The organism is Pseudomonas sp. MF7453 (assembly GCF_016405455.1).
In the GTDB taxonomy this organism is placed as follows: domain Bacteria; phylum Pseudomonadota; class Gammaproteobacteria; order Pseudomonadales; family Pseudomonadaceae; genus Aquipseudomonas; species Aquipseudomonas paralactis.
In genome coordinates this window covers 58,615-81,608 of sequence record NZ_JAEKCN010000021.1, presented here as the reverse complement: position 1 = coordinate 81,608, position 22,994 = coordinate 58,615, and the positions used below count along the sequence as shown (strand labels likewise).

23 protein-coding genes and 2 pseudogenes are annotated in these 22,994 nt (G+C 61.0%); 17 read left to right on the top strand and 8 right to left on the bottom strand.

The features are described from left to right. Window positions 1-284: pseudogene (locus tag JFT63_RS25850) on the bottom strand (diaminopimelate decarboxylase); the annotation flags it as partial. A gap of 14 nt (window positions 285-298) precedes the next feature. Then, window positions 299-466 carry an LPS translocon maturation chaperone LptM gene (gene lptM, locus JFT63_RS25845; RefSeq protein ID WP_003195417.1) on the bottom strand — a complete coding sequence of 56 codons (168 nt, stop codon included), beginning with the start codon at window positions 464-466 and terminating at the stop codon, window positions 299-301. 238 nt (window positions 467-704) lie between these two features. Between lptM and cyaY the strand changes: the two genes are divergently transcribed. From cyaY to rnk, 3 genes are all read left to right on the top strand, one after another. Continuing rightward, on the top strand, window positions 705-1,037 hold the full coding sequence (gene cyaY / locus JFT63_RS25840) for an iron donor protein CyaY (protein WP_057701996.1): 333 nt from the start codon (window positions 705-707) through the stop codon (window positions 1,035-1,037). 2 nt (window positions 1,038-1,039) lie between these two features. Beyond that, window positions 1,040-1,258: a DUF1289 domain-containing protein gene (locus JFT63_RS25835; RefSeq protein WP_057702291.1), complete on the top strand. Its 219-nt coding sequence runs from the start codon at window positions 1,040-1,042 to the stop codon at window positions 1,256-1,258. Window positions 1,259-1,388: 130 nt separating this feature from the next. Beyond that, a complete protein-coding gene (gene rnk, locus JFT63_RS25830; RefSeq protein WP_057701997.1) occupies window positions 1,389-1,802 on the top strand; it encodes a nucleoside diphosphate kinase regulator in 414 nt (137 codons plus the stop codon). Here rnk and JFT63_RS25825 read toward each other — a convergent pair. The 3 genes and pseudogenes from JFT63_RS25825 to JFT63_RS25815 all read right to left on the bottom strand — a co-directional run bounded on the left by JFT63_RS25825 (window position 1,799) and on the right by JFT63_RS25815 (window position 5,442). After that, window positions 1,799-4,639 (bottom strand): annotated as a pseudogene (locus JFT63_RS25825) (class I adenylate cyclase). The gene rnk and the pseudogene JFT63_RS25825 sit on opposite strands and share 4 nt — an antisense overlap. A gap of 168 nt (window positions 4,640-4,807) precedes the next feature. After that, window positions 4,808-5,062: a TIGR02647 family protein gene (locus JFT63_RS25820; protein WP_003195403.1), complete on the bottom strand. Its 255-nt coding sequence runs from the start codon at window positions 5,060-5,062 to the stop codon at window positions 4,808-4,810. 95 nt (window positions 5,063-5,157) lie between these two features. Beyond that, complete coding sequence (locus JFT63_RS25815) at window positions 5,158-5,442, bottom strand: hypothetical protein (RefSeq protein WP_057701999.1); 285 nt, start codon at window positions 5,440-5,442, stop codon at window positions 5,158-5,160. 125 nt (window positions 5,443-5,567) lie between these two features. Here JFT63_RS25815 and JFT63_RS25810 point away from each other — a divergent pair, with 125 nt between their 5' ends. Next, a complete protein-coding gene (locus JFT63_RS25810; RefSeq protein ID WP_057702000.1) occupies window positions 5,568-6,227 on the top strand; it encodes a glutathione S-transferase family protein in 660 nt (219 codons plus the stop codon). 100 nt (window positions 6,228-6,327) lie between these two features. Here JFT63_RS25810 and argH read toward each other — a convergent pair whose 3' ends face one another. Beyond that, the gene (argH, locus tag JFT63_RS25805) at window positions 6,328-7,722 is read right to left on the bottom strand and encodes an argininosuccinate lyase (RefSeq protein ID WP_186561045.1); all 1,395 of its coding nucleotides are present in this window, start codon (window positions 7,720-7,722) and stop codon (window positions 6,328-6,330) included. A 501-nt stretch (window positions 7,723-8,223) separates the two neighbouring features. On the opposite strand from argH, the gene JFT63_RS25800 reads away from it, so the two are divergent. The 7 genes from JFT63_RS25800 to JFT63_RS25775 all read left to right on the top strand — a co-directional run bounded on the left by JFT63_RS25800 (window position 8,224) and on the right by JFT63_RS25775 (window position 14,612). After that, a complete protein-coding gene (locus JFT63_RS25800) occupies window positions 8,224-8,970 on the top strand; it encodes a LytR/AlgR family response regulator transcription factor (protein WP_057702002.1) in 747 nt (248 codons plus the stop codon). A 138-nt stretch (window positions 8,971-9,108) separates the two neighbouring features. Further along, the gene (gene hemC / locus JFT63_RS25795) at window positions 9,109-10,050 is read left to right on the top strand and encodes a hydroxymethylbilane synthase (protein ID WP_057702003.1); all 942 of its coding nucleotides are present in this window, start codon (window positions 9,109-9,111) and stop codon (window positions 10,048-10,050) included. Then, a complete protein-coding gene (locus tag JFT63_RS29790; RefSeq protein ID WP_332875281.1) occupies window positions 10,047-10,805 on the top strand; it encodes a uroporphyrinogen-III synthase in 759 nt (252 codons plus the stop codon). The genes hemC and JFT63_RS29790 overlap by 4 nt, the downstream gene beginning before the upstream one ends. Window positions 10,806-10,823: 18 nt before the next feature. Further along, a complete protein-coding gene (locus tag JFT63_RS29785; protein ID WP_186561052.1) occupies window positions 10,824-11,939 on the top strand; it encodes a uroporphyrinogen-III C-methyltransferase in 1,116 nt (371 codons plus the stop codon). Window positions 11,940-11,944: 5 nt separating this feature from the next. Then, entirely contained in the window at window positions 11,945-13,186 is a 1,242-nt protein-coding gene (locus JFT63_RS25785; RefSeq protein WP_198845037.1) for a heme biosynthesis protein HemY, read from the top strand. A gap of 237 nt (window positions 13,187-13,423) precedes the next feature. Further along, window positions 13,424-13,945 (top strand): disulfide bond formation protein B, encoded by a 522-nt coding sequence (locus tag JFT63_RS25780; RefSeq protein WP_186561056.1) that lies wholly within the window; start codon window positions 13,424-13,426, stop codon window positions 13,943-13,945. A gap of 208 nt (window positions 13,946-14,153) precedes the next feature. After that, entirely contained in the window at window positions 14,154-14,612 is a 459-nt protein-coding gene (locus JFT63_RS25775) for an Rsd/AlgQ family anti-sigma factor (protein WP_057702008.1), read from the top strand. A 53-nt stretch (window positions 14,613-14,665) separates the two neighbouring features. Here JFT63_RS25775 and JFT63_RS25770 read toward each other — a convergent pair whose 3' ends face one another. Beyond that, window positions 14,666-15,343 (bottom strand): FKBP-type peptidyl-prolyl cis-trans isomerase, encoded by a 678-nt coding sequence (locus JFT63_RS25770; protein WP_186561058.1) that lies wholly within the window; start codon window positions 15,341-15,343, stop codon window positions 14,666-14,668. 192 nt (window positions 15,344-15,535) lie between these two features. Here JFT63_RS25770 and JFT63_RS25765 point away from each other — a divergent pair, with 192 nt between their 5' ends. Beyond that, window positions 15,536-16,705, top strand: a complete 1,170-nt coding sequence (locus JFT63_RS25765) for an AlgP family protein (protein ID WP_198845036.1) — start codon at window positions 15,536-15,538, stop codon at window positions 16,703-16,705. On the opposite strand, the gene JFT63_RS25760 is transcribed toward JFT63_RS25765, so the two are convergent. After that, window positions 16,702-17,166 (bottom strand): TIGR02444 family protein, encoded by a 465-nt coding sequence (locus tag JFT63_RS25760; protein WP_198707201.1) that lies wholly within the window; start codon window positions 17,164-17,166, stop codon window positions 16,702-16,704. The two genes, JFT63_RS25765 and JFT63_RS25760, sit on opposite strands and share 4 nt — an antisense overlap. Window positions 17,167-17,216: 50 nt before the next feature. Between JFT63_RS25760 and JFT63_RS25755 the strand changes: the two genes are divergently transcribed. The 5 genes from JFT63_RS25755 (at window position 17,217) to JFT63_RS25735 (ending at window position 22,987) form a co-directional block, all read left to right on the top strand. Next, window positions 17,217-19,127 (top strand): ATP-binding cassette domain-containing protein, encoded by a 1,911-nt coding sequence (locus tag JFT63_RS25755; protein WP_186561065.1) that lies wholly within the window; start codon window positions 17,217-17,219, stop codon window positions 19,125-19,127. Then, window positions 19,127-19,693 (top strand): mechanosensitive ion channel family protein, encoded by a 567-nt coding sequence (locus tag JFT63_RS25750; RefSeq protein ID WP_057702013.1) that lies wholly within the window; start codon window positions 19,127-19,129, stop codon window positions 19,691-19,693. The genes JFT63_RS25755 and JFT63_RS25750 overlap by 1 nt, the downstream gene beginning before the upstream one ends. A 168-nt stretch (window positions 19,694-19,861) precedes the next feature. Beyond that, window positions 19,862-20,494, top strand: a complete 633-nt coding sequence (locus tag JFT63_RS25745; protein ID WP_005792425.1) for a LysE family transporter — start codon at window positions 19,862-19,864, stop codon at window positions 20,492-20,494. 140 nt (window positions 20,495-20,634) lie between these two features. After that, window positions 20,635-22,530, top strand: a complete 1,896-nt coding sequence (locus JFT63_RS25740) for an FTR1 family protein (protein WP_198845035.1) — start codon at window positions 20,635-20,637, stop codon at window positions 22,528-22,530. Between the two features lies 1 nt (window position 22,531). Then, window positions 22,532-22,987 carry a YaiI/YqxD family protein gene (locus JFT63_RS25735; protein ID WP_198845034.1) on the top strand — a complete coding sequence of 152 codons (456 nt, stop codon included), beginning with the start codon at window positions 22,532-22,534 and terminating at the stop codon, window positions 22,985-22,987. Window positions 22,988-22,994: the final 7 nt, after the last annotated feature.

The following is a 22,994-nucleotide window of genomic DNA, read 5'->3' as shown; positions in this document are numbered from 1 at the left end:
TGGCCGCCGGCGGCCAATACGCGTTCCAGCTCGCCACGGGACACGATGTCAAAACCAGCGCCAAGACGCGCCAGGACATTCAGTACACCCAGGTTGGAGTTGGCCTTGACTGCGTAGCACACCAGGTGCGGCACGCCGTCGAGCGCGTCGGTGAACGAGCGGTATTGGGCTTCGATATGCGCACGCGAGTACACATAGGTCGGGGTGCCGAAGCGCTGGGCAATCGCGGACAAGGCCACGCCTTCCGCGAACAGCTCGCCGTCCCGGTAGTTAAAAGCGTCCATAAGTTTCCCTTAACTTAGTAGGTGTCGTGCTTATGGGCTTTTGACGGCTTTTGCGACGATTGCGCCTGTTCGTTTGGATCTTTGCTGTCATCCGGCAGGTACAACGGGCCTTTCTGGCCACAGGCACTAACGAGGCAAGCGACCGCGACGAGCGCAGCAAGGGAAGAGATCAGGCGCTTCATGGCGAAATCCTTGAATATGCATTAATTGCGCCCGAGTATACCGACCACCCGCCAGCTTGCCTATGCGCCGCAACACCCGTCCGGCGGGGGTTTGCCGAGACAGTAGGGAAGCAGGCTACGATGCCTGGGGATATTTCGTACCGTCATCCGTGAGGAAATCAGTATCCTTTGCAATCGGCGAGGCTCGCCCGTATCGTGCGGCGCTTGAGCAAAACCAGACACTTTTGAGGTTGCCACAATGAGTTTGACCGAAGCCCGTTTTCACGACCTGGTGGATGCCACCCAGGAGAAGCTGGAAGATATTTTCGACGACAGCGGCCTGGACGTGGACCTGGAAAGCTCGGCCGGTGTGCTGACCGTCAAGTTCGAGAGCGGCCAGCAACTGATCTTCAGCCGCCAGGAGCCGCTGCGTCAGCTGTGGCTGGCGGCGCGCTCCGGCGGCGTTCACTTCGATTACGACGAAGAAAGCGGCAAATGGCAGTGCGACAAAAGTGAAGAGTTGCTGGGCGAAATGCTCGCGCGTCTGGTTCAGGAATATACCGGCGCCGAGCTGGATTTCGACGAGATCTGATGGTGAGTGAGCCTGCAACCGTACGCCCGCCCAAGCCGCTGTTCAGCAATGTCAGCCCGGCGGTGCCGTCACCTTGTATCAGTTTGTGTCGCCTGGATGAGCAGAAAGTCTGCCTTGGCTGCTTTCGCCACGTGGAGGACATCCGTGAATGGCGCTCTGCCGACGATGCGCGGCGCCGGGTGATCTGCGCGCAAGCCGAGCAGCGCAAGGCCCAGGCCTGACAGCATCTTGTTTATTTGTGACGCTGTGGTAGTGTCCGGGTACACCTCAACTCATCGAGGTCCGTGAGAACCCCGCCTTTTCTGGCGGGGTTTTGCTTTTTTGTGCAGAAAAAAGGAGTCTGCCTGAATCATGACCACCGCACCGTCCATCATTCTTACCCGTCTTGACGTGCAGCGTCTGGAGCAACTGATCGACCGCTTGGGCGACGAGTTTCCCGGCGTCGAAGCGTTGCAAGCCGAACTCGACCGCGCCGAAGACGTGGTTGGTCACGATGAAGTGCCTGCGGGTGTCGTGACCATGAACTCCAGCGTGCATTGCCGTGAGCAAAGCAGCGGCAAGGACTATCACCTCACGCTGGTCTACCCCAAGGACGCGAACGCCGACGAAGGCAAGATTTCGATCCTGGCGCCGGTAGGCAGTGCTTTGTTGGGCCTGCAAGTAGGCCAGCATATCGACTGGCCTGCACCGGGTGGCAAAACGCTCAAGCTGGAACTGCTCAGTGTGGACGGTCAGCCCAAGGATGGCGGGGCTTTCCCGCTCTAAACCTGGCCCAGTGCCGCATTGAGGGACTGTTCCAGTTCGGCTTTGTAGCGCAGGTACAGATTGCTTGGGCTTTGCACATCACCCAGCAGCCCCGACAAATCCAGATCAGTGATGTAACAGCGGTAACGCTCGGTTTCCCGGCGTTGCCCGACGATCTCCCGGGCGACCACGGCAAACAGTTGGTCGCCAAATTCCAGTTCGCAAAATTCCCTCTGATTGCAGTACAGCGTGATCCCTACCTGGCCGGGCGCGCCTTTGCCGATAATTGCCTGCACGTCATAAAACGGCTTGTTGGCAGGGTTCTGCGGCGCCGGCCGTGGCTCTACGCCGCGCGCACGGCCGCTGCCCGACGGCAATAACTGATAGTACAAGGCGTGCATTTCACTCAAGGGCTGTGGGGAATCCAGGGACGACAGCGCTTCGCGGCGATAGAGGATCGATTGCAGGAAGCGTTGCAGCGGTGCCAGCAAGCTTTGTTCATCATGAAACGGCAAGCGCTGCTGCCAAAGCGCGTTGAATTCGTCGAGCACGTACAGCTGGGCGAAGCCTTCATTGACTCGATAGAACACTTGCACGCAATCGGCCTGGCCCATGGGCAGGAGCAGCGCCAGGTCATGGTCTTCCAGGGCCATGGCGTCAAGGTGCCACGGGCTGTAGCTGGCCAGTTCCTCACTGAGGTAAGCAATCAACGCGTCCTGGGTTGGCAGTGACACATGATTGGCCTGGCCCGGTGTCAGTTCCATGACGTGATAGTGCTGCTGCACCTGCAACAGATAGCGATGATTGCCTTGGCCAAGCAGCAGGTGCTGTGCGGTGTCGAATACCTCTTCTACCCGCTGGGCAATGAACTGCGCACGGTTGTGACAGAAGCAGCGCACCCGCAGCCGCGGCAGATGACCCGGCGGAAGTTGGTTAAGGTAGTCGCGCAGGCAGTCGAGCAGGGCGTGGGGCCCGTCGTAGCGGCTGACCATCACCTCGTTCCAGCTGTTGAGCGTGACCTGGTCCAGGGTCAGCACCAGATTTTCGCGCACGCCGGCGTAGCTCAGAGAGTCGGTGCGCTCGGTGGTCATCAGGATATTCAAATCGCGGTGATGCTTGAGCGGGTCCACGCCGACGTTGATCAGCAGCAACACGTCTTCCGGTACTGCCGGACGCAGCAGGCGTTCTTCTTCGACACTGGCCAGGGGCAAGGCGATGGTCTGTTGCAGGCTGCCCAGCAGGTTGAACAGCTCGAATTCGGTCATGTCGCTGACACCGGGGTGCAGCGCCAGGCGGGTACTGCTGTCGATCACGCCGTTGCGATGGCACCAGGTGAGCATTTCCAGCAGGTCGCGGCTGCGCTTGATCGGCGCGAAGTGCTCCCATTCCAAAGCCGTCAGGTTGCCGTTGTATAAGCCCCAATGGTGCTGGCCAGGCTCCTTGCGGTTGGGCGACTGCACCAGGGTCAGGGTGTCTTCGGCCAGGTCCGGGGCAATGCCGGGGTTGATGAATTCGACCTTGCCGGCCTTGCGTTCGAACGCCGCATACAAACGCCGCCCCAGCACATTGAGGTCGCGTTTGTTGATCAGGCTGGCGGTCTGTTCGCTACGGGCGAACTGGGTGAGGAAGCGGTAGCTGTAGTTCAGTTCATTGACCAGGGCACGGCGCTCGGAAGCCACCTGGCGTACTTTCCACTGGCTGCGGCTGTCCAGCAGGGCCAGTTGGCGTTGGTCCCAACCCCATTCGTGGGCCAGGCGTTCCAGCAGCAGCCGTTGCCAGCTGGCGGTGCGCTGCCCGGCGCTGAGCTTGCGGTTGACCTTCAGGTACAGGCTGCGCCGTACCAGTTCCAGGCGATCCGGTTCGTTGCGGGCCTTGAGGTATTCCTCGATACGGCGATAGACCACGATATAAGGGTCCAGCTCATCCAGGTCCAGTTGGTTGGCGAACACCGCTCGCTTGAAACGCAGGCTCAGGCAGTACACGTTCGGATGTTCGCTGGCGTAGACCTCGGTCAGCAGCAGCTTGAGCACCGATTTGTACGGCGACTCGATGCCCTTGAACAATTGCCACAGGCCGGCACCGATGAATTCGCCCGGCGGGATATGGGCCAGGTGACCCAGGTCGAGGGTTTCATCGGCGCGGATAAACCGTTTGGAAATCAGGGCGTGGGTAAATTCGGTGTAGCGCTTTTCTTCGTAGACCGGCACCAGCCACCAAATCGGCGTGCGCCCGGCCAGCCAGATGGCTGTGCGGTAGAACTCGTCCAGCAGCAGTTAGTGCTGGGTAGTGCCGCAATCGTCGGAGCTCAGTTGGGTGTCGCGTTCGCCTTGTACGAAGCGTGCCGGGTCGATCAGGAAGAAATGCGCCTCGGCGCCCATGCTCAAGGCCCACGCCTCCAGCAGTTGGCACTTTTTACGCAGCTCTGCCAGTTCGCTTTCGTCCAGGTCGCAGGCGTGGCACACCCACACGTCCATATCGCTTTGATCGGCCTGGGCCAGCGTGCCCAGGCTGCCCATCAGGAACAGGCCGTGAATGGGGCGGGGCGGGTTGCCATGGCGCGGTTTATAGGAGAACGAGCGAGTCAGGCGCTGAGCTTCGGCCAGGGCCTGGGCGTCCGGTTCGAAATTCGACAGCCCCGCCGGGGTGCTGCTGGAGACATAGCCCGGCAACAACGGGTGATTGACGTGGAAAAACAGCGGCAACAAGGTCAGCACGCCTTGTTGGCGGGGTGTCAGCCCCTCGACAGCTCGGGCCATGCGGCCCTCATTGAGGGCCATGAAACGCGCGCGCAACTGGGTCAGCACCTTGCGGTCGATGCCTTCGTCCAGATCAGGGCGGATTTCGTGGGTGCGGGTCATGTCGAACTCGGTGGCTCGCTGGGCCCGACGTGGGCAGCCATGCAGGAGTCTACAGACAGTAGCGTAGGAGTTTTAGAGGGAAGTGGCTTTTTGGCGTCAGAATTTTTGCGCCACACAACAGCGCCCTCAGAGCCCGCAGCGGGCGGACTCCATGGGCTGTATCAGGTGTCAGGCAGCTTCTTTGGTGCTGGCAGTGGTCAGAATGGTCAGCAGGGTTTGGGCCTGCTCTGCAGCATCCCGGCCAAGGCTGGTCAGGTAGCCCCCGTCTGGCTGGTCGATCAGCCCTTTCGCGTGGAGGCGCTTGGCAGCGGCGATGGCGGTAGGGGCGGCGGTCTGATGGACTTTCAAACCCTCCTTGGTGCTGTCCAAGGGGAAGAGTACAAGGATTTCCAGTTCGGCAACCAACTCAGGGGTATACGACATAAGGACTCCAGACTTTCTAAAATTTATTAGAGGCTAGCAGGCCATAAGGTGAACGCACTTTGCCGAACTGTCCAGCGTGTTGCTGCGCGCGGGGGTTATTCCTTTTCCGGCGGCAACTCGGGCAGTGCGCGCAGCGCTGTTTCGTACCACTGAGTATCGAACGCACGGTCTTCGTCCAGCATGGCATCGATCTCGAAGGCCAGCACGTGAGCCATCAGATTCAGGATGTCTTCACGCTCGTAACCCACCAGGGTCAGTTTGTTGAACGTCGCCTTCGCCGCTGGCGGGTTGTCGCTTTCGATCTGGTTTTCGATGGCTTCGATCAGCGTGGTTTCGGTGAATTCTTCTTCGTCGTTGTCGATATCGGTCGGCTCGCTCATGGCAGGCTCCTCAAGGAAAGGGCGTCAGTCTACCCCCATTCAGGTGGGTGATGCTGCTGGTCAGGGTGCCCTTGAGGATCTATAACTCTTGCAGCCAACCCCACACCCGGCCTGGAGGCTTTGTGATGCTCAAGCTTTACGGATTTTCGGTCAGCAACTACTACAACATGGTCAAGCTGGCGCTGTTGGAGAAAGGACTGCCCTTCGAAGAGGTGCCTTTTTATGCCGGGCAAAATCCCGAAGCCTTGGCGGTAAGCCCCCGCGGCAAAGTGCCGGTGCTGGGTGTGAAGCAGGGGTTCATCAACGAAACCAGCGTCATCCTCGAATACCTCGAACAGACCCAGGAAGGCCCGGCGCTACTGCCCGCCGACCCGTTTGCGCGGGCTCAGGTGCTGGCGCTGTGCCGTGAGATCGAGCTGTACATCGAACTGCCTGCGCGGGCGTGTTTCGCCGAGGCTTTTTTCGGCATGGCGGTGCCGGAGGCGATCAAGGAGAAGTCCAGGGCCGAGCTGCTGCTTGGGATCGGTACGTTAGGCCGGCACGGTAAGTTCGCGCCTTATGTGGCAGGGGAGAACTTCACAATTGCGGATTTGTATTTCATGTACAGCCTGAACCTGGCCTGCGGCGTGGGCGAGAAGCTGTTTGGGCTGGACCTGCTGGCGCAGTTGCCGCAGGCGAAGGCATTGTTGGCGCGCCTGAATGAGATGCCCAATGCGCAGAAGGTAGAGGCGGACAGGCAGGCGGCGATGCCGGCGTTTATGGCGATGATTGCGGCCAGGAAATAAATCTTTGGCAGCAGTAAGGGCACCATCGCGGGCAAGCCAGCTCCCACATTTTGATGTGTGAACCCAATCAAGTGTGGGAGCTGGCTTGCCTGCGATGCTTTTAGCGGCTGGCGAGCAATTGCTGGCCGCGCACGACCGCCGCCTTGACCTGCGCCGGCGCAGTGCCGCCCACATGGTTACGGGCATTCACCGAGCCTTCCAGGGTCAGCACGGCAAACACATCCTGTTCGATCTGGTCGCTGAACTGGCGCAGTTCTTCCAGGCTCATTTCCGCCAGATCCTTACCGGTATCGACGCCGTATTTCACCGCGTGGCCGACGATTTCGTGGCAGTCACGGAATGGCAGGCCACGGCGCACCAGGTAGTCCGCCAGGTCGGTTGCCGTGGAGAAGCCACGCAGGGCCGCTTCACGCATGATCGCGTGCTTGGGCTTGATCGCCGGGATCATGTCGGCAAAGGCACGCAGCGAGTCGCGCAGGGTGTCGGCGGCGTCGAACAGCGGCTCTTTGTCTTCCTGGTTGTCCTTGTTGTAAGCCAGTGGCTGGCCTTTCATCAGGGTCAGCAGGCCCATCAGTGCGCCGAATACACGGCCGCTCTTGCCGCGTACCAACTCAGGCACGTCGGGGTTTTTCTTTTGCGGCATGATCGAGCTGCCGGTGCAGAAGCGGTCCGGCAGGTCGATGAACTGGAATTGGGCGCTGGTCCAGAGCACCAGCTCTTCGGAGAAGCGCGACAGGTGCATCATCGCGATGCTGGCGGCGGCGCAGAATTCGATGGCGAAGTCGCGGTCCGACACGCCGTCCAGGGAGTTGCCGCCCACGGCGTCAAAACCCAGCAGTTGCGCGGTGTATTCGCGGTCGATCGGGTAGGTGGTACCGGCCAGCGCAGCGCTGCCCAACGGCATACGGTTGGCGCGCTTGCGGCAATCGACCAGGCGCTCGTAGTCGCGACTGAGCATTTCGAACCAGGCCAGCAAATGGTGGCCGAAGGTCACCGGCTGTGCCGTCTGCAAGTGAGTGAAGCCGGGCATGATAGTGTCTGACTCACGCTCGGCCTGCTCCAGCAAACCTGTTTGCAGGCGGGTGATTTCGGCCAGGATCAGGTCGATTTCATCGCGCAGCCACAGGCGAATATCAGTGGCTACCTGATCGTTACGGCTGCGGCCGGTGTGCAGTTTTTTGCCGGTCACGCCGATGCGATCGGTCAGGCGTGCCTCGATGTTCATGTGCACGTCTTCCAGATCGACGCGCCAGTCGAACGTGCCTGCCTCGATTTCACCGCGGATGGTGGTCAGGCCGTCGATGATGCTGTCACGCTCGGCGTCGGTCAGCACGCCGACCTTGGCCAGCATCGTGGCATGGGCGATGGAGCCCATGATGTCGTGGCGGTACAGGCGCTGGTCGAAGGTGACGGAGGCGGTGAAGCGCGCGACGAAGGCGTCGACGGGTTCACTGAAGCGGCCGCCCCAGGACTGGTTGGTCTTGTCGGTGCTCATGGATTCGCTCGTGATCTGCTTGAAAGAGGCATGAAGGTGTACCGGCGATAATAACAGGGTTGCCCGTGAAGGCGGTGCCGAGGGTGGGCGGCAATTTTATTTGTGTGGTAGATGGCTAAGTGCCTTGCCGCCGAACGCGTCCAGGACGAGACTGAAGGTACGTACTTATTGAAACGATATTTGACGATTGAGCAATATCGTCTCAGTGAGCGTCTACAGTTGGACTGCTAGTGTGTGAATGCACCAAAGTCTGGTGATGCGGTCATAACCAGACTATCCATTAAACAGGGGGGTATTCGGATTGTGTATCAGTGAACCCTACGACGATGCCCAAAGGCAGCAGGTCTTGGGCGCTATTGAACAGGTCCGGGTAAATTTGGGTGCCGCTCTCGGGGCACTTTTTGCCGCTCGCGCTAGTCTTAGCGTGGATCGCTGTGACGCAAGTCACCGCACCTGTCTACGCTATCCTTGTGCGAGACTCACGCAGGAATCCAGCGCAATATGAATGTCCTGATCGTTGATGACGAACCCCAAGCCCGCGAGCGACTGAGCCGTCTGGTCAGTGAACTCGAGGGTTATACAGTCCTTGAACCGAGTGCCACCAGCGGTGAGGAGGCGTTGACGCTGATCGACAGCCTCAAGCCGGACGTGGTGCTGCTCGATATCCGTATGCCGGGCTTTGATGGCCTGCAAGTCGCTGCCCGCCTGAGCGAGCGCGAATCGCCACCCGCTGTGGTGTTGTGCGCGGCCCAGGAAGAGTTCTCTGCACAGACGCTGGAAGACAGCGGTGTCAGTTTTCTGGTCAAGCCGGGCACTGCCGAGGCCTTGCTCAAAGCCCTGAAAAAAGCCGAGCGACCCAGCCGTGCCCAACTCGCCGCACTGACCCAGCCTGCAGCCCAAAGTGGTAACGGGCCACGCAGCCACATCAGTGCGCGCACCCGCAAAGGTATCGAGCTGATCCCACTCAACCAGGTGGTCTACTTTATTGCCGATCACAAGTACGTGACCCTGCGCCACGAGGCTGGCGAGGTGCTGCTTGATGAACCGCTCAAGGCGCTTGAGGATGAATTCGGCGACCGCTTTGTGCGCATCCATCGCAACGCGCTGGTAGCCCGCGAACGTATCGAGCGCTTGCAACGCACGCCCCTGGGGCACTTTCAGCTATTCCTGAAGGGGCTCAATGGCGATGCGTTGATCGTCAGTCGACGCCACGTCGCCGGCGTGCGCAAGATGATGCAGCAGCTTTAGCTCAAGGGCTGGGGCGCGGTCTGCCTTCCTTATCCCAGTGCGATGTGGCCAGGGAGGCCCCGCACTTGCTGATTCAAATCAAAGCGTATTTGCCTGAGCTGTTATTATCCGCCGTATCTATTCAGTACGGATTGATCCATGTCCTCTCGCGAAATCCGCATCGCCACCCGTAAAAGCGCCCTGGCCTTGTGGCAGGCCGAATACGTTAAAGCACGCCTTGAGCAGGCTCATCCGGGCATCAAGGTATCTCTGGTGCCCATGGTCAGTCGCGGCGACAAGCTGCTGGACTCGCCACTGTCGAAAATCGGCGGCAAGGGCTTGTTCGTCAAGGAACTGGAAACCGCGCTGCTGGAACACGAAGCCGACATCGCCGTGCATTCGATGAAAGACGTGCCCATGGACTTCCCTGAAGGCCTGGGCCTTTTTTGCATCTGCGAGCGCGAAGACCCGCGCGATGCCTTTGTTTCCAACACCTACGCATCCCTGGATGACTTGCCGCTGGGCAGTATCGTCGGCACCTCCAGCCTGCGTCGCCAGGCCCAACTGCTGACACGTCGCCCCGACCTGCAGATCCGCTTTTTGCGCGGCAACGTCAACACGCGCCTGGCCAAGCTGGATGCCGGCGAATATGACGCGATCATTCTTGCCGCCGCCGGCTTGATCCGCTTGGGCTTCGAAGATCGCATCACCTCGGCCATCAGCGTCGAAGACAGCCTGCCCGCCGGTGGGCAGGGCGCGGTCGGCATCGAATGTCGGACCGCCGACAGCGAAATCCACGCACTGCTCAAGCCCCTCGATCACGCTGATACCGAAGTTCGTGTGACCGCCGAGCGCGCCCTGAACAAACACCTCAATGGCGGCTGCCAAGTTCCCATCGCCTGCTATGCCGTGCTCGAAGGTGAGAACCTGTGGCTGCGCGGCCTGGTGGGGGATCCGGATGGCGGTACGCTGTTGACCGCCCAGGTGCGGGGGCCGCAACGAGACGCCACGGCCTTGGGGATTCAGGTGGCCGAGGAGTTGCTGGACAAAGGCGCCGGTGCCATTTTGCAAAAAGTCTATGGCGAGGCTGGCCCGCAGTGATCGACTGGCGAGTGCTGCTGACGCGGCCTGCCGAAGAGTCGACGGCCCTGGCGGCGGTATTGTCCCAGGCCGGTATATACAGCAGCCGCTTGCCGTTGCTGGAGACGCAAGCGTTAGCGGTCACGGCTGAGCAACAAGGGGTGTTTGGCGCGTTGCAGCGTTATAGCGCAGTCATTGTGGTGAGCAAACCGGCCGCGCGCCTGGCTTTGCAGCGGTTGGGGAGTGCCGTGCCGCCAATGCCGTGGTTCAGCGTCGGTGCGGCGACGGCGCAGATCCTGGCCGGTCATGGTCTCGACGTTCATTATCCTGCCACTGGCGATGACAGCGAGGCCTTGCTTCAATTGCCTGCATTGCGCGAGGCTATCGTACAGCCGGGCGCCAAGGTGCTGATCCTGAGGGGCGAGGGCGGCCGAGAGTTGCTGGCAGAGCGTTTGCGTGAGCAAGGTGCTAGTGTCGACTATCTGGAATTGTATCGGCGTTTTCTTCCGGTCTACGAGGCGGGTGCGCTGATGCAGCGCATCCGTTTGGAACGCTTGAACGGCCTGGTGGTCAGCAGTGGGCAGGGTTTTTTACACCTGCAAGCCCTGGCCGGCCCCGATTGGCCCCAGGTGGCAGAGCTGCCGTTGTTCGTGCCCAGCCCGCGCGTCTGTGAGATGGCGCGGGCCGCTGGCGCAAAAAAAGTTGTGGATTGTCGCGGCGCGAGTGCCGCGGCTTTGTTAGTGGCGTTGGGGAGCTATCCCGTTCCCACTCTCTGATACGCAAAGGACGGATACGTGAGCGAAACAGCCTTGCCTAAAGATGAAGCTCAACCCGCGCTTGATGCGTCGGTCGAGACACCGGTCACCGCGCCGCGCCGTGGCAATGGCCTGGCAGTCGTCGCCTTGTTGCTGGGGGCTGCAGGCGTAGCCGCCGGCGGTTGGGGGATTTGGCAGGTGCGTGCCCTTCAAGCCAGCAGCCAACACCAACTGAGCCAAGTGCAGACCCTGGATGACCAATCCCAGAGCCTCAAGCAAAGCCAGCAACAGTTGGCCGCCCGCCTGGCGCAATTGCCGGGTGCGGACGAGCTGGAGGAGCGCCGCCGCCTGGTTGCCCAGTTGCAGGGCGATCAGCAACGCCTGAGCCAGCGCCTGGAAACGGTGTTGGGCGCCAGCCGCAAGGATTGGCGCCTGGCCGAGGCGGAGCATCTGATTCGTCTGGCCAGCTTGCGTTTGTCTGCCTTGCAAGACATCAACAGTGCGCAGTCGCTGGTCCAGGGCGCCGACGAAATTCTTCGCGAGCAGAGCGACCCAGGCGCTTTCACCGCCCGCGAGCAACTGGCCAAGAGCCTTGCCGCCTTGCGCAGCACTGAGCAACCGGACCGCACCGGTCTGTACCTGCAACTGGCGGCCTTGCGTGATCAGGTCGTGCAGTTGGCGGCGATTGCCCCCGAATATCAGCTTACGGAGCCCGCTTCCCAAGGGCGCCCCACCAGCGATACGCAGAACCAGTTGAGTCAGTGGTGGGAGCAGATTTCCCGCTACTTCCGCATCGACTTCAACCCGGATGACAACATCCGCCCATTGCTGGCTGGCCAGGGCTTGAACCAAGTGCGCCTGGCCCTGAGCCTGGCGCTGGAACAAGCCCAATGGGCCGCGCTTAACGGCGAGTCGGCGGTGTACAGCCGCTCGTTGGGCGAAGCACGCAGCGTATTGCAGGACAACTTCAATCAGGACAACCCGCAGAGCAAGGCGATGCTGGCGCGTATCGCTGAACTTGAGCCCAAGGCCGTATCGGTGGTGACGCCGGACCTGGCTGCGAGCCTGGCCGCCGTGCAGGCATACCTTGAACGTCGTCATCTGTCTGCCGACGAAGCCAAGGCCGCGGCCGGCAAGCCGGCGACCCAGGAGTAGAGCTGATGAAGCGTTTCTATGTGATCCTGGTGCTGGCGATTGCCGTCGCGCTCGCACTGGGCGTGGGTATTTCGAAACACACCGGCTACGTGCTGATTACCTATCCGCATTTGCTGCATTACGAATCAAGCCTGTGGGCGACCCTGGTGGCCGTGTTTGCCATCGGCCTGGCGATCTACCTGGTTCGTGTGTTGCTGAGCCTGATCACCACCTCCGGTGGCGTGGTCAATCCATGGTCGCGACGCAACCGCAGCCGCCGGGTGCAGATTGCGATAGAGCAAGGCCAGATGGACCTCGCCGAGGGTCGCTGGGCCAGTGCCGAGCGCCATTTGCACCGCGCGGCGGAAGCTGAGCGCCAACCGCTGCTCTACTACATCGGCGCCGCCCGTGCAGCTAATGAACAGGGTCGCTATGAGGAGTCCGACGGCTTGCTGGAGCGCGCTCTGGAGCGTCAGCCCCAGGCGGAATTGGCCGTGGCCCTGAGCCATGCGCAACTGCAGATGGATCGCGGCGATACTGAAGGCGCCCTGGTGACGCTTCAGGCAATGCACGAGCGCCACCCCCATAACGCGCAGGTGCTCAGGCAGCTGCAGCGCCTGCATCAGCAGCGTGGTGATTGGTCGTCGGTGATTCGCCTGCTGCCTGAGCTGCGCAAGGACAAAGTCTTGCCCGCCAGTGAGCTGGCTGAGTTGGAGCGTCGTGCCTGGGGCGAAAACCTGAGCCTGGCTGCCCAGCGTGAAGAGCAGGGCGAGGCGGGCTTGCAGTCTCTGGAACGGGCCTGGCAGCAACTGACTTCGGCTCAGCGCCAGCAGCCGCAACTGGTGTTGGCTTATGCCGACCAACTGCGTCGACTTGGCGCAGATGCGAAGGCCGAGGAAGTGCTACGTGGTGCGCTCAAGCGCGACTATGACAGCCACCTGATTCGCCTGTATGGCCTGCTGCGTGGCAGTGACCCTGCGCGCCAATTGAAGTTTGCCGAAGGCTGGCTCAAGGATCATCCAGGCGATGCCAGCTTGCTGCTGACGTTGGGTCGTCTGTGCCTGCAAAACAGCCTGTGGGGCAAGGCCCGGGACTATCTTGAAAGCAGCCTGCAAGTACAGCGCAACCCGGAAGCCTGTGCCGAATTGGCCCGCCTGCTCGCCCAACTGGGCGACACTGAGCGCAGCAACCAGCTGTTTCAGGAAGGCCTGGGGTTGCTCGACAATCGTCTGTTGTCCTCGCCGTTGCCCGTACCGGCGCGTGCTTGAAGTAGGAAAGGGTGAACGGATGGGCTCGGATCTATCCGACGCCCGATCCTTCGAACCCCTGTAAACACTCGGTATAGCTGGCCTGGTAACCAATTCCTACCTGTTGTAACTGGATTTCCGCCATGCCTTGGCGGAATGTCCTTACGTTTTCGCGGAATTGTCTGCTCCAGAGCGTATTGAAAGGGGTCAGGCCTTTCCTCTACCGTAGCGACCTATCTCTTGCAGTGCGGATAAACAATGTCTTTGGCCCCTTTACGCTCCTTGTTTTTCCTGGCGTTCATGGCGGGCGCGCTGACGTTGGGCGCGTCCTTCTATCTGGAATACGGCGCGCTGCTACAGCCTTGCTTTCTGTGCCAGGTTCAACGCCTGTTTCTGGCCACCTTTGCGCTGATCAACCTGATGGCCGCCCTTCATAATCCCGGACGTTCCGGCCTTTGCCTGTATGGGCTGGCGAGCATCGTGTGTGCGCTGTTGGGGGCTGTTACCGCTGGGCGGCAAGTACTGTTGCAGAATATTCCGACAGGTGCGGTTCGGGATTGTTGGCCCAGCCTGCACCACATGATCGAAAACCTGTCGTTCTGGCAGGCGGCGCGATCAGTGTTCAACGGTACTGTCGATTGTGTCGAAATCAACTGGACGCTATTTGACCTGAGCCTGCCGGAGTGGAGCCTGTTGTTCTTTGTAGCAATGTTGATCCTGGGCATCACGCAATGCTCGCGGTTGCTGTTTAGTAAGCACTTACGCCTCACAGCACCATGAAAACGGGATGCGGGTTGTAGGAACGGATTAAACGCTTGTATGAACATTCTCTCCTGCGTACCTTGAAGCCATAGTCCTGCGGGCATAATCTGGCCCGCACGCGTATCCAAACCATTTGTCAGACGCGGCTTTGTTCGACTGCTGCTTAATCCTCCAAGTGTTGCGCAGGTACAGAGCAGCAGCGCCCCTATAGGGAAGAGAGATCATCATGCTGGAAAGTTGTCAGAATGCTCAGGAACGTTGGGGTGGGGTGCACAAGCTGATCGACAGCTGGTTGAAAGCACGTCACGAACTGGTTCGGGCCTTTGATGCTCTCGGTGCCAAGCCCGAAGCGCTGGCCGAGAATCGCGAGACGCTGCAAGATTTTTGCGCTGTGTTGGTGGACTACGTGTCTGCTGGTCATTTCGGTGTCTACGAGCAACTGACCAAGGAAGCCCAGGCCTTCGATGATCAGCGAGGCTTGGAGCTGGCAGACACGCTCTACCCGCGCATCGACGTGATTACTGAAAAGCTGCTGGCGTTTACCGACCTGTGTGATGCCGGTAAATGTGTAGCAGAAAAATTCAAAGAACTGGGCGCGCTGTTGCATGAGCGTTTCGAGTTGGAAGACTGCTTGATCGAAGTGCTGCACAACGCCCATAAGGAAGAAGCTGCCACCCAAGTCTGAAGCTGGGTGGGCAGATAAAAAACGGTGCGCATGTCGCACCGTTTTTTTATGGGTCAGTGGCGAGTGCCGAGCAGTTCGATCTCGAACACCAATGGCGTGTAAGGGGCGATCAACTCACCCGCGCCGTCGGCGCCATAGGCCTGGGCCGAAGGAATCACCAGGCGCCATTTCGCCCCCACGGGCATCTGTTGCAATGCGCTGCTCCAGCCGCTGATCACGCTGTCCAGGCGAAACCATTGCGGCTGCGCACTTTGGTCAAAGACGGTGCCGTCGGGCAACTGGCCCACGTATTTCACTTGTACCTCGTCGCCGGCTGATGGTTTGTTGCCGGTGCCTGGCGTCAGTTCTGTGAGCAGAATTCCATTGGCCAACTCGCGAACACCCTTGGCGGCTTTTTCCCGGTTGAGAAATTGCTGTTCAGCGGCGAGTGCTTTTTCGCTTTGAGGTATTTGTGCGTTGGCGGCGTTTTGCGCTTCGTGTTCGGTGAGGATCTGTTCGATGCGTGCGTTGTCGAGCGCCAGCGGCTTGCCTTGATAGGCTTGCTTGAGGCCGTCGAGCAGAGCCTGGATCTGCAGGTCGGGGACTTCCTGGCGCAACCGTTCGCCGAGGCTTGCGCCCAAGCTATAGGCGAGATCGTGCGGCGCTGTGGCAGTGGTTTTTGACGGCGATTGCTCGCTCGCATCGGCCATGGAAATTGCCAAGCCAAACACTAGAAAAAGGTAACGCGACATGGGCATTCTCCCGACGAAGGTGCGACGGATTATGCCAGTGCGGGTGCGTAAAAACTGGCGCGCATTTGCGTTATATCGATAAGAATTTTCGTACCGTGCAACGCAAGCCCAACGATACTGTCAACATGCGCTAGCGGCGGTAAGAGCAGAGGGCTAGTATGAGCCGCACCCACGTCAGCCAGGAGGTAAACCATGTCGGCCAAACAGAAGCCTGTAAATACCCCGTTGCACTTGCTCCAACAACTTTCGGGCAGCTTGCTCGAACATCTGGAAAGCGCATGTTCCCAGGCGCTGGCCGATGCAGAAAAACTGCTCGCCAAGCTGGAAAAACAACGCGGCAAAGCGCAAGAGAAACTGCACAAATCCCGTACCAAACTGCAAGACGCCGCTACTGCCGGCAAGTCCAAGGCGCAAGCCAAAGCCAAGGGCGCTGTCAAAGAACTTGAGGACCTGCTGGATGCCCTCAAGGATCGTCAAGCTGAAACCCGCAGCTACATTTCCCAACTCAAAAAAGACGCTCAAGAAAGCCTGAAACTGGCCCAGGGCGTTGGTCGTGTGAAGGAAGCCGTGGCTAAAGCGCTGGGTGCTCGTACACCGGCCAAGGTTGCAGCCAAGCCGGTTGCCAAAACTGCTGCTGCCAAGCCAGCCGCTAAAACTGCCGCTGCAAAACCAGCCGCCAAGCCAGCTGCTAAAACTGCCGCTGCAAAACCAGCCGCCAAGCCAGCTGCTAAAACTGCCGCTGCAAAACCAGCCGCCAAGCCAGCTGCTAAAACTGCTGCTGCAAAACCTGCAGCCAAGCCAGCCGCTAAAACTGCCGCTGCGAAACCGGCAGCCAAGCCAGCCGCTAAAACTGCTGCTGCAAAACCAGCCGCCAAGCCAGTCGCTAAAACTGCTGCTGCAAAACCGGCAGCCAAGCCAGCCGCTAAAACTGCTGCTGCAAAACCAGCCGCCAAGCCAGCGGCTAAAACTGCTGCTGCAAAACCAGCCGCCAAGCCAGCCGCTAAAACGGCTGCTGCAAAACCGGCAGCCAAGCCAGCTGCTAAACCTGCTGCTGCAAAACCAGCCGCCAAGCCGGCCGCTAAAACTGCTGCTGCAAAACCAGCCGCCAAGCCAGCTGCTAAACCTGCCGCTGCGAAACCAGCCGCCAAGCCAGCCGCTAAACCTGCTGCTGTAAAACCAGCTGCTAAGCCAGCTGCCAAACCTGCTGCTGCCAAACCAGCCGCCGCCAAGCCAGCCGCCGCCAAGCCAGCCGCTCCAGCAGCATCGGCTGCCACCCCGGCAGCATCCGCCGCTCCAACCGCACCGGCCAGCAGTACTCCTGCACCGGTAGCGCCAAGCTCCACCCCAACCAGCGCTTCCTAAGTGTTGGTGGCCGCGACGCGCAGCTGCTGCAGCGCGTCGCGGTCAAGGTTGGCGGCTTCGGTCGCCAGGCCTTCAAGCCATTGGTGCTGACCCACCACTTCGTTGATCGGCCATGTCTGCGCCAGCGCTTGCAGGCGCGCCAGCAGCGTTCGTTCGGCCTCCAGTTCCAGCGTCTTGACCTGCTCGCGTAGCGTTGCCAATTGAGCATCCTGCTGGGCCATGGCACGCCATTGCACGCGTACTTGTCGCAAGGGTTCGACAACCTGCACCCGCCACGGGTGGGCAACCTGTTGCAGCATCCGCACGCGCTCAGGGCTATGGGCCACACCGCGCCGCTCCAGCCACGCACCACACAGCAGCAGACATACATCCGCGCCTTGTTCCTGCAAGCGCAGGCAAGCGGCCTCCACACCCGGGCGAGCGTAGGTCGAAAGGGCAAAGCTCCACAGGTCAGCGCACATATTCACACCCAAGCCAGCGGCCAACGAAGCTGGTAGACTCCGCCGCCATTATGATCCGACTTCAAAGCCTAACATTACAGCGTGGCCCGCAACGTCTTCTCGAAGACGCCGAGCTGACCCTGCACGCCGGTCACAAAGCCGGCCTGATCGGTGCCAATGGCGCCGGCAAATCCACCTTGTTCGCCTTGCTGCTCGGTGAGCTGACCCCGGATTCCGGGGACTGCCTGCTGCCGGCCGACTGGCGCATCGCCCATATGCGCCAGGAGATCGACACCCTGGACCGCATCGCGATCGACTACGTGCTCGATGGCGACCTGCGCCTGCGCCAGGTGCAACACGACCTCGCCGAGGCCGAAAAAGCCCAGGACGGTGCCGCTCAGGCCCGCCTGCACGCCGAGCTGGACAGCGCCGACGGCTACACTGCCGACGCCCGTGCCCGCAAAATGCTCGCTGGCCTGGGCTTTACCAACGAACAGATGGACCGCCCGGTCGCCGACTTCTCCGGCGGCTGGCGTATGCGCCTGAACCTGGCCCAGGCACTGATGTGCCCCTCGGACCTGTTGCTGCTCGACGAACCGACCAACCACCTGGACCTCGATGCGATCCTGTGGCTGGAAGACTTCCTCAAGAGTTACCAGGGCACCTTGCTGCTGATTTCCCACGACCGGGATTTCCTCGACGCTGTGGTCGACAACATCGCCCACGTCGAACAGAAGAAAATCACCCTCTACCGTGGCGGCTATACCGCGTTCGAACGCGCTCGCGCCGAACGCCTGGCCCAGCAGCAACAGGCGTTTGAAAAGCAACAGGCGCAACGTGCGCACATGGAAAGCTACATCGCCCGCTTCAAGGCCCAGGCTACCAAGGCCCGTCAGGCCCAGAGCCGTATCAAGGCGCTGGAGCGCATGGAAGAGCTGTCGGCGGCCCACGTCGACTCGCCGTTCGACTTTGTATTCCGTGAGTCGGTGAAGATCTCAAGCCCCCTGCTCGATCTTTCGGACGCCCGCTTGGGCTACGGCGACAAGACCATCCTGGAGAAGGTCAAGCTACAGCTCACGCCCGGCGCGCGCATCGGTTTGCTTGGGCCCAACGGTGCAGGCAAGTCGACGCTGATCAAAAACCTTTCGGGCGAACTTGAGCCTTTGGCCGGTCGCCTGACCCGTGGTGAAAACACGGTGGTGGGCTACTTCGCCCAGCATCAACTGGATTCGCTCGACGCCAAGGCCAGCCCGCTGTTGCACCTGCAACGCCTGGCACCTACCGAGCGCGAGCAAACGCTGCGCGACTTCCTCGGCGGTTTCGACTTCCGTGGCGCGCGTATCGACGAGCCGGTGCTGAACTTCTCCGGGGGTGAAAAAGCCCGCCTGGCCCTGGCCCTGATCGCGTGGGACCGGCCGAACCTGTTGCTGCTCGATGAGCCGACCAACCACCTGGACCTGGAAATGCGCCTGGCACTGACCATGGCCCTGCAGGAGTTCAGCGGTGCGGTACTGGTGGTGTCTCACGATCGCCACCTGCTCAAGAGCACTACCGACAACTTCCTGCTGGTGGCCGACGGCAAGGTCGAAGAATTCGACGGCGACCTCGACGATTACGCACGCTGGCTGACCGATTACCGCCTGCGCAATGCGCCGGCCAGCAACACCCCGGTCAACCCGGACAAAACCGACAAGAAGGCCCAGCGCCAGGCCGCCGCCGCGCTGCGCCAGCAGTTGGCACCGCACAAGCGCGAAGCCGACAAGCTGGAGGCGGAACTGGGCAAGGTGCACGAGCGCCTGGCCAGGATCGAAACCAGCCTGGGTGATAGCGCTGTGTACGAGGCGGCGCGCAAGGACGAGCTGCGTGACCTGCTGGCCGAACAGGCCAGGCTCAAGGTGCGCGAGGGGCAGTTGGAGGAAACCTGGATGGAGGCTCTGGAACTGCTCGAAACCCTGCAAGCGGAGCTGGAGGCGCTGTCCTGATGGAAGCGTTGCAACTGCCGGTACCGGCGCAATGGGTCGAGCCTGTATGGATCGGCGTGCAAATCCTGCTGATTCTGCTGGCCGGCTACCTGGCCCAGCGCTTTGTCGCCAAGGGCCTGACGCGCCTGGGTGAGCGTTACCCGTTCCCGCCGCAGTTGCTGATGCCCCTGCGTGGCGGCTTGCGCTGGCTGATCATGGGCAGTGCGCTGATCTTTGTACTGGGCCGCCTGGGTGTGTCTGCCACGGTGCTGTGGACGGCGCTGTCAGGGTTTGTCGCGGTAGCGGCAGTGGCGTTTTTTGCCATGTGGTCGGTGCTGTCCAACCTGCTGTGTGCAATCCTGATCTTCACCGTCGGGCCGTTTCGCCTTGGGGATATTGTTGAGTTGGTGGACACCGTCGATAAACCTGGCGTGAAGGGCCGGGTCGTGGCGATCAACCTGCTTTACACCACCTTGATCGAAGTGGAAGAAGCCGGTACCAGCAGTGCGATGGTGCAGGTGCCGAACAGTATGTTCTTCCAGCGCTCCGTACGCCGTTGGCCCGGGCCCGGTACCAACATCCTGTAGGAGCGAGCTTGCTCGCGAAGAACCTGAGAGCGCCGCGTTCATCCAGTTTGCCCGCGTTATCGTTGACGATCTTCGCGAGCAAGCTCGCTCCTACAGAAATTGATAGCCAGCCTTCGGTCGCTGGAGTTAGCTTAAGGCACAATCGCTGACTCCCTTCTGAGGTGCGCAATGGCTCTCGACACATGGCTGGCCTTTTTCCTGGCCAGTTGGATCATCTCCCTTTCCCCTGGCGCCGGTGCCATCGCTTCGATGTCCAGCGGCCTGCAATACGGTTTTGTGCGTGGCTACTGGAACGCCATTGGCCTGCAACTGGGCCTGGCGATGCAAATTGCGGTGGTAGCGGGTGGCCTGGGTGCCATTTTGGCGGCGTCGTCGACCGCGTTCTATGCGATCAAATGGTTTGGCGTGGCCTACCTCGTGTACCTGGCCATCAAGCAATGGCGTGCCCTGCCCATGGACATGACCGATGACGCCGCCGTGCGCCCGATCGGCAAGCCGATGGCGATGATGTTTCGCGGCTTTTTGGTCAACGCCAGCAACCCCAAGGCCCTGGTGTTCATGCTGGCCGTGTTGCCGCAGTTCGTGAACCCGCAGGCGCCGCTGTTGATTCAGTACCTGATCCTTGGTGCGACCATGATCAGCGTCGATATGATCGTGATGGCGGGCTATACGGGGTTGGCCTCTAAAGTTCTGCGGCTGCTGCGTACGCCCAAGCAGCAGAAACGTGTGAACCGCACCTTCGCCGGCTTGTTTGTCGGTGCCGCCGGTTTCCTCGCAAGCTTGCACCGCGCCACGGCATAACTGAACAAGCCGGATCAAACTGTGGGAGGGGGCAAGCCACCTCCCACATTGGTTTTGCGGTGATATGAAATAACACCTTGAGTCGAATCCATTAAAGCTCAACAATAGTGTTACTTCGTATTTCCACTTGAGATTCATTCATGACTGCCCCTTTCCGCTTTCTTGCGTGGCTGCTGTTGCCGGCGCTGATGTCGTGCAGCTTCAATCTCTTGGCCGCGACCGCCGAAGGCGCGCCTCAGGCCCTGCATTTGCTGGACTATATCGGCGCCGACTACCCGCCGACGGTAGAGGCAGGCAAGGTGGTGGACGACTCGGAATACCGTGAGCAAGTGGAGTTTCTCGGGGTGCTGCAGGGTTTGGTGGCTGATCTGCCCGACAAACCCGAGCGCGCTGAATTGATAAAAGGCGTTGATGAGTTGCTGGCGGCGGTCACCGCCCATCAGGACGGCGCAAGCGTGGCTCGCCAGGCTCGTCAGTTGGGCGCCAAACTGGCCGTGGCGTATGAAGTCAGCCAGGCCCCGGCCATCACGCCGGACCCGACACGCGGTGCGCCGCTCTACGCCCAGCATTGTTCGGTGTGCCACGGTACTGCCGGCGCCGGTGATGGCCCGGCGGGCATGGGCATGACGCCGCCGCCTGCGAACCTGCGTGATGCCACGCGTCTGGATCGCTTGAGCCTGTATGCGATCTACAACACCCTCGGGCTGGGTGTCGAAGGCACTGATATGCCGTCTTTTGCCGACCAGTTGGACGACCGCCAGCGCTGGGATCTGGCGACCTATATCGCCGGTTTCACTGCCGAGCCGGCTGCCGCCAAAAGCGAGCAGGCGTTCAACCTCGCCGACCTGGCGCGACAGACTCCCAATGAGGTGCTCGCCGCCAGCGGCCCTGACGCTGCGGCGACCTTCCGCGCTCAGCGTGCCCAGCCGCCACAAGTCCAGCGTGGCCCCGCGCAGTTGCTCGACTACACGGCTGCCACGCTGGACAAGAGCCTGGCGGCCTTCCGCAACGGCGACCACGAGCAGGCCTATGATCTGTCTGTCGCTGCCTACCTGGAAGGCTTCGAGCTGGTGGAAAGCTCGTTGGATAACGTCGATGCCAATGTGCGCAAAGACACCGAGAAGGCCCTGATGGCCTATCGGCAATCGCTGCAGGACGGATTGCCTGTCGAGCAGGTGCAGCAGCGCCTTGACGTGGCCAAAGGCAAACTCACCGAGTCTGCCGGGTTGCTGGGCGGCGATGGCCTGAGCTGGTCGTTGAGCTATATCTCCGGCTTGCTGATTTTGCTGCGCGAAGGGCTGGAAGCGATTCTGGTGCTGGCAGCGATCCTCGCCTTTCTGCGTAACACCGGCCAGCAATCGGCGGTGCGCAGCGTCAACGTCGGCTGGGGCCTGGCGCTGTTGGCAGGTTTGGGTACCTGGGCCTTGGCGGCCTATGTCATTGACGTCAGCGGTGCCCAGCGTGAGTTGCTCGAAGGCTGCACAGCGTTGTTCGCCAGTGTGATGGTGCTGTGGCTCGGCGTGTGGATGCACGACCGGCGCCACGCGGCGGCCTGGCAGGACTACATCAAGAGCAGCCTGGTGGGCGGCGGTGGGCGTTTCGGTTTTGCCGTGCTGGCGTTCTTCTCGGTGTACCGCGAGCTGTTCGAAGTGATCCTGTTCTACGAAACCCTGTGGTTGCAAGCCGGTCCTGCCGGGCACAACGCGGTGCTGGCCGGTGGTGCCACGGCGCTGGTGCTGCTGGTGGGCCTGGCCTGGGTGATCCTGCGCGGTTCGGCGAAGTTGCCCCTGGCGCTGTTCTTCGGCATCAACGCCGCGTTGCTGTGCGCGCTGTCGGTGGTGTTCGCCGGGCACGGTGTCAAGGCTTTGCAGGAGGCGGGCATCTTCGGCACGCGGCCGGTGGCGTTCTTTGAGTTCGACTGGCTGGGCATCCACGCCGATGCCTATTCGTTGAGCGCACAGGCCGTGGCGATCCTGGCGATTGTGGTGCTGTATGGCCGTAGCCGGCTGACCGAGAAGCGCCGGGTGGCGGCGTAGTATGCGCGTGTGGATCGACGCCGACGCCTGCCCTCGGGCGGCCAAGGACCAAGTGGTGAAGTTCGCTCTCAAGCGCCAGTTCGAGGTGGTGCTGGTGGCCGGGCAGAGCCAGATCAAGCCGAGCTTTTCCTGTGTGAAGCTGATCGTGGTGCCCAGCGGCCCCGACGCGGCCGATGAATACCTGGTTGAGCACGCGGTGCCCGGCGAATTGGTGATTTGCAGCGACGTGCCCTTGGCCGATCGGCTGGTGAAGAAGGGCGTCACGGCCCTTGATCCGCGCGGCAAGGAGTTCAGCCCGGCGAACATGAGTGAGCGGTTAGCGGTGCGTAACCTGTTTACTGACCTGCGCGAGCAAGGCCAGATGGGCGGCGGACCACCGCCCCACAGCGAAAAGGACAAGCAGGCGTTTGCCAATGCATTGGACCGAATCCTTACCCGCTTGATGAAGCCGATGTAGGAGCGAG